Origin of the sequence: Streptomyces sp. NPDC000594, assembly GCF_040299965.1 — a bacterium.
Lineage (GTDB): Bacteria > Actinomycetota > Actinomycetes > Streptomycetales > Streptomycetaceae > Streptomyces.
The window spans coordinates 322,694-332,550 of the sequence record NZ_JBEPCY010000007.1 but is presented as its reverse complement, the minus strand read 5'-3'; the positions used below and the strand labels follow the sequence as shown (position 1 = coordinate 332,550).

Below are 9,857 nucleotides of genomic sequence, written 5' to 3'. Positions count from 1 at the left end.
CCCCGTGCGGGGTCGCCCGGCCCCGTCCCCGGTCCCCCCACGGCCCCCCGGGGCCCGCGGGCCCCCCGCTTGCCCCCGGGCGGCCCCGGCCCCGCCCCGCCCCCGTCCAGCCACCGCAGTTGAGGAGCCGTACGTGAACCCCCCGCGACTCGCCCCCGGCGCCGTCCTTGTCACCGTGCCCGGCCGGGGCCTCGCGCTCCGCACCCCCGACGGGGAGTTCCTCCGCGTCGACACCGGGGACGTACCGCCCGCCGACCTCCTGCACGCCCTGGACACCCCGCCCCGCACCACCCCGGACACCGCCCCGGAAGGCCCCGGGGCCACCGCCGCCGTGCACCGGCTCGTCACCGCCTTCGAAGAGGCCGGATACGCCACCCGCCGCCCCGCCCCGGCCACCGAGACACCCGGCCCCCTCACCGGAACCACCCTGCTCCTCCTCGGCGACCCGGTCCTCACCGAACCCCTCGCCCGCTTCGCCCGCGCCGCCGGAGCCCTCGCCCGCCCCGTGGCCCCCGCCACCCTCGCCGCCCGGACCACCGGGGCCGGACCCGGGACCACCGTCGTCTGGTGCCTCGACGGCCCCGTACCCCCCGGCCTGTGGGACCTCCCCGACCTGCTCTCCCGCCACGGCGACGGCCCCGGCTGGCTGCGCTGCCACCGCGAGGGCGCCCACGCCTGGCTGGAACCCCTCGCCCGGGGCCCCCACGGCGTCACCGCCGCCGACATCCGGCTGCGCCGGCTCGCCGCGACCCCCGCCCACCGCGAACTCACCGCCTACTGGGCGGGATCCGGCACCCCCGACGACACCCCCGCACACACCCCGCTCACCGCCGCGTACACCGCCGCCCTGCTGCTCGGAGAGCTGATCGCGCACCCCGGCCGCACCCCCGACCGCCCCCTGCTGCGCCGGCTCGACCTCCGCGACCTCCGCCTCACCGAACACCCCGTCCTGCCGGTCCCCGGCTGTCTGCCGCTGCCCACCGCCCGGGAGACACCATGACCACCACCGTCCGCATCCCCGCCGACGGCACCCGGCTCGCCACCGACATCCACCTCCCGGGCACCGGGCGGGACCACGCCCCCGGGCCGTACCCCACCGTCGTCATCCGCACCCCCTACGGCCGCCGCGCCCACCACCACGAGGCCCGCGCCTGGGCCGCCCGGGGCTTCGCCGTCGCCGTCCAGGACGTCCGCGGACGGTACGGTTCCGCGGGCCCCTGGCGCCCCTACGCCCAGGAGGCCGCCGACGCCGTCGCCACCCTCCGCTGGATCCGGGGCCGCGGCTGGAGCGACGGACGGATCGTCACCGCCGGTGCCTCCTACGCCGCGTACTGCGCCCTCACCGCCGCCACCGGCGACACCGCGACCCCCGCGCCCCGGCCCGCCGACGGCCCCGACGCCGTCATCGCCGCCGTACCCGCCCTCGGCACCGCCGAGACCGCCCGCGAACCCTCCGGAGTGGAACGCCTCCTCGGCCGCGCCGGATGGTGGGCCGCCCACGGCGACCGCCCCGACTCCGACCCCACCGCCCTCGACCGCCGCCTCGCCACCGACCCCGGCCTCCTCACCCACCTCCCCGTGGCCGCGCTCCCGGCCCGCCTCGGCCGCCCGCTGCCCTCCTGGCCCGCCGTCTGGCACGCCCGCCGCACCGGCCGCCTCCCCGAACGCGCCGCCCTCGCACGGATACCACTGCTCGCCGTCGGAGGCGTCCACGACCCCTTCGCCGCCGACACCCTCGCCCTCTGGCGCGCCTGGGGCGGCCCCGCCCGGCTCGTCCTCGGCCCCTGGGGCCACCGGCTCACCCACGACCCCGGCGCCGGGGCCCGCCCCGGCCACCGCATCGACCTCGGCGACCTCACCGCCCGCTGGGCCCGCGCCGTCTGCGAAGGCCGCGCCGAGGGCGGAACACGCGGCGCCATCGCCCTCGGCGGCGCCCCCCACTGGTACCCGGCCGGTGCCACCGTCGCCCCCGCCGCCGTCCGCGGGCTCCCCTTCGGCACGCCCCACGGACCCCGGCTGCTGCACGGCGCCGGCTTCCTCGCCGACCCCGACCGCCCCGTACGCTCCGACGATCTGACGGCCGACCCCCACCGCACCGACCGGGCCCTGCTGCTCACCCCGCCGCTGAAACGCCCCGAGGACCTCTTCGGGCCCGCCGCCGCACGGCTGACCGTCACCGCCGACACCCCGGCCGCCGACTGGTTCGTCCGGCTCGTCGCCCTCGACCCCGGCGGCCGGGCCGAACCCCTCGCCCTCGGCACCGCCCGCACCACCCGTCCACCCGGCACCGAACACACCGTCCAGGTCGACCTCGGACTCCTCGCCCGCAGACTCCGCGCGGGCACCCGGCTGCGGATCGAGATCAGCGGCCACCACTTCCCCGCCCACGCCCGCAACCCCCACACCGGCCAGGACCCCGTCACCGCGACCCGGCTCCTGCCGTCCCGCCGTACGGTCCGCGCCGACCGGGGCGCCCTGCTGCTGCCCACCACCCGGCTGCGCCCCGCCGACGCCCTGCCCGACCTCTACGAGGAGATCTGCGCATGACGACCGCCGCCCCGGCACCCCTCCCGCTCGACCACCTCGTGGACCCCGTCTGCGGCATCGTCCGCCGGGTGGGACCCGTACCCCACCCCGAGGGGGCGCCGCCCCGCTACACCGCCATGACCGCCGAGGTCGCCGACGCCCGCCGCTTCGGCGCCTGGCCCGCCGACCGGGTCTCCCTCGGCACCACCTTCGCCGACCCCGCGGGCGCCCGGACCGCCGCCGTCGCCGAGGCCGTGGAACGCTACTGCGGCAACCGGCTCCCGCCCCCCGGCCACCCGGCGGCCCCCCGCCGGGCCACCGCCGCCGAACTCCGCGCCGAGGGCGAGCGGGTGTACGGCCCCGGCGAGGTCCCCTCGTACGCCCCCTGGCAGTACCGCCGGCCCGGCTTCCCCTACCGGCCGCTCACCCCCGACACCCCCGCGCTCTGGGCCCGCGCCACCGCCGACGACGGTCCCCACTGGGTGCCGGTCGCCCTCAGCCACCTCAACTGGCGGCAGGGCCCCTGGCGCGGCCTGCCCCGTACCCACCACCTCAACTACGCGGGCATCGCCACCGGGCAGGGCCTCGACGACGCCGTCGAACGCGGACTCCTCGAAGTCGTCGAACGGGACGCGCTGGGGCTGTGGTGGCACCTCGACGGACCCACCCGCGGCATCGACCTCGCCACCGTCCCCGGGCTCGCCGAGGACCTCGCCGGCTGCGCCCTGGAGGTCAGCGCCGTCGAACTGCCCTCCGAGTTCGCCCCCTGCGCCGCCGCCCTCGTCCACGACCCGGCGCGCGGACTGTACGCGGCCGGGTTCGCCTGCCGGTACGACCCCGCCGAAGCGGTCCGCAAGGCCGTCCTCGAAGCCGTCCACACCTGGGTCTTCACCCAGGGCACCACCGACCCCGACGGCTGGGTCTTCCGCGCTGTCGACGCGGGTCTGCTCGCCCGCGGCCTCTACCTCGACCACCGGCCCGACCGGCGCTATCTCGACTCCAGCGGCGACGACTTCGCCGCGGTGCGCGACCTCGGCGCCCATGTCCAGGTCTGGCTGGACCCGCGCATGGCGCCGCTCGCCCGCCGCTTCACCCACCCCGCCGGGGGAACCGTCCCGGTCGACGCGATCGAGCCCGGCAGCCGCGCCCGGCTCGACACCGCCCTCGCGGCGGGCGGGCACCGGGTCCTCACCCTCGACCTGACCACCGAGGACGTGGCCCTGACCACGCTCCGGGTCGCCCGGGTCCTGGTCACCGGGCTGATCCCCAACGCCCCCGCCGCCTTCGGCCACTTCGGCTGCCCGCGCTTCGCCCACGCCGCCCTCGCCCGCGGCTGGCGCACCCGGCCCCCGGCGGATGCGGCGGACTTCACCCTCGCCCCACCCCCGCACATGTGAGCCGCCCGGCCGGTGCCGCCGCGCCGGAGGCGTTCCCCGGGGTGCCGCCCGGGAGCGGAGCACGGTGAACGGCCGCGCGTCCCGGATTCCTGGCCTCGGCCACCTCGGGGGCGGGGCCGACGGCCCATGGTCATGCGCCAGAGGGTGATGACCCCGACCGGGTCGGTGGGACGGCCGCCCGTGCCGCGGCTGTTGGGCGTCGGCCCCCGCGTGGGCCCGAGCGCCGGCGACCCCATCGGCGCCCCGGGCCGCCCTCATGCGACGCCGCCCGCGCCGGCCGCGTACCCGAAGCCACCGAACCGGTGGGACACCGGTGTCCGGGAGCGCACCGAGCCACCGCCCACCCGATACCGCCGCCCCTCCGCCGACCCCATGAGAGGACGAACGCACCGATGCGATCACGGCCGTCACCGGTCACCGCCGCCCTCGCCAGGGCCCGTTCCGGCGAGGTGCCCGGTCCCGATCTGCCGTGGCCGGAGAGGGCCCGGCCGAGCCAGGCGGCGGGGGTGGCCGTACCCGCCGTACTCGATCCGCTGCTGCGCCACTCCGTCGCGGGCGGGCGGCTGCGGCCCGCCGCGTCCGCCGGGGCGCTCCACCCCGTGACCGTACGGATCCTGGCCGGCGCCGACTCCGGGCTGCCCCCGGGCGAGTACACCTATGAACCCGGCGCCCACCGACTCCATCTCCACCGCCCCCGCGCCCTGCCCGCGCCCCCCGGAACCCTCGCCCTGCTCATCGCCGCGCCGGAGCGGACCGTCGCCCACTACCGGCACCGGGCCTGGCCGCTCGTCCTGCTCGACACCGGACACACCGCCGCCGCACTCGTCGCGGCCGGCGCGGCGGCCCACACCCCGGATGCCGTCCTGGCCGGACCGGGCCATGACGGCGGGGTGCCGCTCGCGGCCGTACGGCTCACCGGGGCCGCCCGCCTCGCCGACTGGCCGGCGACCACGGCGACCACGGCGGACACCGAGCCCGCCCCCGGGGACCACCCCGACCTCGTCCACGCCCGGCGGATCCTGCGGCTGCTCGCGGCGGCCGGAACCCCCCACGGCACCTGGCACACCGCCCCCGCCCGCACCCCCCGGTCCGTGATCCGGGACCGCCGCAGCGCCCCTCTGGAGACCCTCGCCGCCGCCGAACGGCCCTCCGAAACCGACCTGCTGCGGGTGATCGGCGCGGCCCACGCGGCCACGCCCGGCGGCCCCCGCTGGTGGCTCGCCACCGGCGGTACCCGCCCCGCCCTGCGGGTCCTCCGGGCCGGCCGGCTCGCCACCGGGGCCACCGGCCCCGTCCTGCCGACCCTCGCCGCCTGGGCCGCCGGACAGGGCTGGCTCGCCACCACCGGCGCCGTCCTCCTCTCCGTCGGCTGCCCCGGCGACGCCGGACCCGCCCGGATCCGCCGGGACCACCTCCTCGCCGGCTACGGAGCCGGCCACGCCCACCTCATGGCCACGGCCCTCGGCCTCGCCGCCCGCCCCGTCGGCTGCTGGCAGAACGCCGACCTCGGCGCGGCCCTGGGCGGCGAACCCGGCCGGGAGTGGATCGTCCACGGACTCGCCCTCGGCGCCCCGCCCCGCCACCGGGCCCGCCCCGCACACCCCCCGGCACCGGACGCCGGGACCCCGAAGGAACGAGACCCCGCATGATGGTCCACCCCGAACTCGCCCGGGCCGCCCGCACCGCGCGCCGGCCCCTCACCGTCGCCACCGCGCTCCTGTTCGCCGTCGCCCTGACCCACCTCGGCCAGGCCGTGCTGCTCGCCCACGCGCTCGCCGCCCTCGCCCGGGGCGCCACCGGCCCGCTGCCCGCCCTGCTCACCGCCGTCGCCGCGACCGTCCTGATCCGCGCGCTCCTCACGGTCGCCGGGCGGCACCACGCCGTCACGGCCGGCGCCACCGTCCGCGCCCGCCTCCGCGACCGGCTGCTGGAACGCCTCGGCGCGACCGGCCCGGTACGCGACCGGGCGGACCGCGCCGGAGCCCTCCGCGCCGTCCTCGTGGACGGCGTCGAAGGCGTCGACGCGTATGTCTCCCGCTATCTGCCCCAACTCGCCGTCACCTGCCTGCTGCCGCCCCTCCTGCTGGCCGCCGTCGCCACCGTCGAACCCCTCGCGGTCGCCGTCCTCGCCCCCGCGCTGCTCCTCGCGCTGCTCGCCCCCCGCTGGTGGGACCGGCTGCTCGCGCGTCGCGGCGCACAGCACTGGGGTGCGTACGAGGCCCTCGCCGCCGACTATCTGGAGGCCCTCCAGGGCATGGCCGCGCTCCGGGCCGCCGGGGCCACCGGCCGTACCCGCGCCCGGCTCGCCGAACGCTCCCACGCCCTGCACCGCGCCACCGTCGCCAAACTCAGGGTCTCCCTGGTCGACACCGGCCTCACCGACCTCGCCGTCCAGGGCGGCACCGTCGCCGCCGTCCTGGTCGCCTGCGCCTCCGCGACCGGCGGCACCACCACCGGAACCGAGACCTATCTCCTGCTCATGCTGACCTCCGAATGCTTCCGCCCCATCCGCGACCTGGCCCGCGAATGGCACGCCGGACACCTCGGCCTCTCCGCCGCCGACGGCATCGCCGCGCTGCGAACCGCGGACCCGGCCGTCCCGGACACCGGCACCCGGGACGGGACCTGGCCCGGCGCCCCCGCCATCCGCTTCGAGAACGTCCACCACACCCACCCGGGCGCGGCCGGACCCGCCCTCACCGGGGTCACCTTCACCGCTCCCGCCGGACGCACCACCGCGATCGTCGGCCCCTCGGGGGCGGGCAAGTCCACCCTCCTCGGGCTGCTGCTGCGCCATGCCGACCCCGACCGGGGGAGGATCCTGGTGGACGCCGCGCCCACCACCGCGTACACCCTCGCCGCGCTCCGCCGGGGCATCGCCGTCGTCTCCCAGGAGACCTACCTCTTCCCCGCGTCCGTCGCCGACAATCTGCGGCTGGCCCGGCCGGACGCCACCGACACCGAACTGCGCGCGGCGGCGCGGGCGGCCGGGGTCCACGAGGAGATCCTGCGTCTGCCGCAGGGGTACGGGACGGTCCTCGGCGAACGGGGCGCCACCCTCTCCGGGGGCCAGCGGCAACGGGTCGCGCTCGCCCGCGCCCTGCTCGCCGACGCCCCCGTGCTCATCCTGGACGAGGCCACCAGCGCGGTGGACGAACGGGGTGAGGCCCGTATCGTCCGCGAACTGGCGACCGCCGCCCGGGGCCGGACCTGCCTCGTCGTCGCCCACCGCCTCGCCTCGGTCCGGCACGCCGACCGGATCGTGGTCCTGGACGGGGGCCGGGTCGAGGCCACCGGCCTCCACCCGGAACTCCTCGCCGCCGACGGCGTCTACGCCCGCCTCGCGAAGGCGGGGCCCGCGGCATGACCCCTTCCTCCGTTACCTCCGCGCACGCCACCCTTCCCCCGCCGTCCGCCCTCCGGGCAGGTGTACGGGTTCGGTGCGCCACCGTCGGGGTACGTCTCCCGGCGCGGGGCCGTTTCCCCGCCGGATGTGGTGCGCGCCCGCCGATGCCGGCCGCTCCTTCGACCACGTGGGCCGACGCATGGGGCCGGCGCGCCCGTCCACCTGCTGTCGGCGTCCTCGCGCGTGCCCCCTTCCGCACCGGGCGCTTGCTGCCGGTGCCGTTTCTGGCAGGTGGCCGCCCGGCGGCCGGGGTGCCCGTTCACCGTCCCCGCCGGAAGGTCGCCGGCCATGGTGTACGGCCGTCGCGACCATCCGGTCCGCGGGTCCGCCCGGTTGTCGTGCCGGGCCGGTGTGCGTGTCGGCCTGTCGCCGGTGGCTTCCGCCTTCCGGTGCCTGACGGCGCCGCGTTGTCCCCGCGCCGGGGCAGCCCGCTCGGTGGGGTACGTGGCCCGGTACGTACCGGGTGCCGTACGCCCGTACCGGTGCCGTTCCTGACAGGTGGTCGCCCGGTGGGCCGGGGCGGGGTGTCGGCCCGGGGTGCACGGCGGTCGCGGCCACCCGGATTCCGGGGCACCGAGTGGGGCTCTGCGGACGGACGGCTCCGCGCGCCGGGGCCGGGACCGGGACCGGGACCGGTCCGCACGGTACGGCGCCCGGATTCCCGGGCCGCCGCCGCAGGGGCCCACCGCCCCGCGCGCGGCTGCGGGGCGGAGACGAACGGCACCGGCACGACGAGGAGCGGCGGATGAGGCCCGGACGTACACATGAGGTCACCGAGCAGCGGGGCGCGCTCCGTTCGCTCATGCCGGTGCTGGTCGAGCACCGGGGCATCACCGGCCGGACGTTCGTCGCCGCCCTCCTCGGGCAGCTCTCGCTCGTCGCTCTGGTCACCCTCGCCGCGTACACCGTCGGCACCGCCGTCGTCCGGGGCGCCGCGCCCGGGGCCGGTACGGTCGCCGGGCTCGCCGGGCTGGTGGTGGTGCGGGCGGTGGTCACCTGGTGGGAGATGGATCTCTCGCACGACCTCGCCTACCGGGTGCTCGCCGCGCTCCGGGTGCGGGTCTTCGACGGGCTCGCCCGCAGCGCCCCGGCCCGGGTCGAGGGCCGGGAGAGCGGTGATCTCGCCGCCGCCGCGCTCACCGATGTGGAGGCGCTGGAGTTCTTCTACGCGCACGCCGTCGCCCAGGTCGTCGCCGCGGGAACGGTCTTCGGCGCGGGTGCCGCCGTGCTCGGCGCGGTCGAACCGGGGCTGCTGCCCCCCGTCCTGGCCGCCGCCGGCCTGCTGGTCCTGGTGCCGCTCGCGGAGGGGCGGACCCGGGCCGCGCGCGCCGCCCGTACCCGCCGGAGCACCGCCCGGCTCTCCGCCCGGACCGTCGAGACCGTCGACGGGCTCCGTGAACTCCTCGCCTTCGGCGCCCTGGACCGGGCCCGGGAACGGCTCCGCGCGGAGGGCGGGGAGCTGGGGCGGGCCCAGCTCGCCGAGGGCGCGGGGGAGGCCCGCTCCGGTGCCGTCCGCGATCTGCTGGTCTCCGCCGCGGTCGTCGGCGTGGTCGCCGTCGCCGCGCACGAGGTCGCCGGGGCATGGGCCCCCGCCGCGATGGCGCTGGCCCTGGGCACCCTCGCCCCGGTGGCCGACGCGACCGCCGCCGCCGGCCAGGCGAACGGGCTGCGCGCGGCGGCGGCCCGGGTACGGTCCGCGGTCCGCGCCCCCGCGCTCGCCCCCGGGCCCGCCCGGCCGCTGCCCGTCCCCGAGGGCCCGTTGACGGTACGGCTGCGGGGCATACGGTTCTCGTACGGTTCCGGACCCGTCCTCGACGGTCTGGACCTGGAGATCCCCGCGGGCCGCTCGCTCGCCCTCACCGGGGCGTCCGGCGCGGGCAAGTCCACCTGCGCCCATCTGCTGGCCCGGTTCTGGGACCCCGAGCGGGGCCGGATCGAACTCGTCGGCGCCGACGGCGGCGCCGTGGACCTCCGCGAGGTGGCCGACCCCGAACTGCGGCGCACCATCGCCCTGGTGGGGCAGGAGACCCCCCTCTTCCACGGCACCCTCGCGGACAATCTGCGCCTCGGCGCTCCCGGGGCCGACGACACCGAGCTGCGCGCCGTCGCCGCCGCCACCGGGGTCGACCGGATCGCCGCCGCGCTGCCCGACGGGTACGCCACGCTCCTCGGGGAGCGGGGGACGACCCTCTCCGGCGGCCAGCGGGCCCGGGTCGCGCTCGCCCGCGCGCTGCTGACCCGCCCGAGGGTGCTGATCCTGGACGAGACCACCGCCCAGCTCGACGGCGTCGGCGACGCGGAGGTCCGGGCGGCGCTGCCGCGCTGTACCACCCTCATCGTCGCGCACCGCCCGGCCACCATCCGGCACGCCGACCGGATCGCCCATCTCGCGGACGGGCGGGTGGTCCAGCAGGGCACCTGGGCGGAGCTGACCGCCGTCCCGGGGCCGTTCCGGGAGGTGGTCGTCCGCGACTGACCGCCGGGCCCGCGGTCATCCGCCACCGACCGACCGACCGACGGACGGGCCG

The 9,857-nt window shown here is 78.8% G+C and carries 6 protein-coding genes; all 6 read left to right on the top strand.

The window, feature by feature from the left end:
• Nucleotides 1–133: 133 nt before the first annotated feature.
• The 6 genes from ABT354_RS14140 (at nt 134) to ABT354_RS14115 (ending at nt 9,805) form a co-directional block, all read left to right on the top strand.
• Nucleotides 134–1,000: a hypothetical protein gene (locus ABT354_RS14140; RefSeq protein ID WP_351493172.1), complete on the top strand. Its 867-nt coding sequence runs from the start codon at nt 134–136 to the stop codon at nt 998–1,000.
• A complete protein-coding gene (locus ABT354_RS14135; RefSeq protein ID WP_351493170.1) occupies nt 997–2,547 on the top strand; it encodes a CocE/NonD family hydrolase in 1,551 nt (516 codons plus the stop codon). The genes ABT354_RS14140 and ABT354_RS14135 overlap by 4 nt, the downstream gene beginning before the upstream one ends.
• Nucleotides 2,544–3,923, top strand: a complete 1,380-nt coding sequence (locus ABT354_RS14130; protein WP_351493168.1) for a YcaO-like family protein — start codon at nt 2,544–2,546, stop codon at nt 3,921–3,923. The genes ABT354_RS14135 and ABT354_RS14130 overlap by 4 nt, the downstream gene beginning before the upstream one ends.
• 392 nt (nt 3,924–4,315) lie before the next feature.
• Nucleotides 4,316–5,572: a nitroreductase gene (locus ABT354_RS14125; protein WP_351493166.1), complete on the top strand. Its 1,257-nt coding sequence runs from the start codon at nt 4,316–4,318 to the stop codon at nt 5,570–5,572.
• Nucleotides 5,569–7,290 carry an ABC transporter ATP-binding protein/permease gene (locus ABT354_RS14120; RefSeq protein WP_351493163.1) on the top strand — a complete coding sequence of 574 codons (1,722 nt, stop codon included), beginning with the start codon at nt 5,569–5,571 and terminating at the stop codon, nt 7,288–7,290. The genes ABT354_RS14125 and ABT354_RS14120 overlap by 4 nt, the downstream gene beginning before the upstream one ends.
• Before the next feature lie 784 nt (nt 7,291–8,074).
• Entirely contained in the window at nt 8,075–9,805 is a 1,731-nt protein-coding gene (locus ABT354_RS14115) for an ABC transporter ATP-binding protein (RefSeq protein ID WP_351493161.1), read from the top strand.
• Nucleotides 9,806–9,857 lie beyond the last annotated feature (52 nt).

Bases quoted from the DNA above. Each gene is read 5' to 3' on its own strand.
- ABT354_RS14135 (WP_351493170.1), top strand. From the start codon at position 997: ATGACCACCACCGTCCGCATCCCCGCCGACGGCACCCGGCTCGCCACC.
- ABT354_RS14120 (WP_351493163.1), top strand. From the start codon at position 5,569: ATGATGGTCCACCCCGAACTCGCCCGGGCCGCCCGCACCGCGCGCCGG.
- ABT354_RS14115 (WP_351493161.1), top strand. From the start codon at position 8,075: ATGAGGCCCGGACGTACACATGAGGTCACCGAGCAGCGGGGCGCGCTC.
- ABT354_RS14130 (WP_351493168.1), top strand. From the start codon at position 2,544: ATGACGACCGCCGCCCCGGCACCCCTCCCGCTCGACCACCTCGTGGAC.
- ABT354_RS14125 (WP_351493166.1), top strand. From the start codon at position 4,316: ATGCGATCACGGCCGTCACCGGTCACCGCCGCCCTCGCCAGGGCCCGT.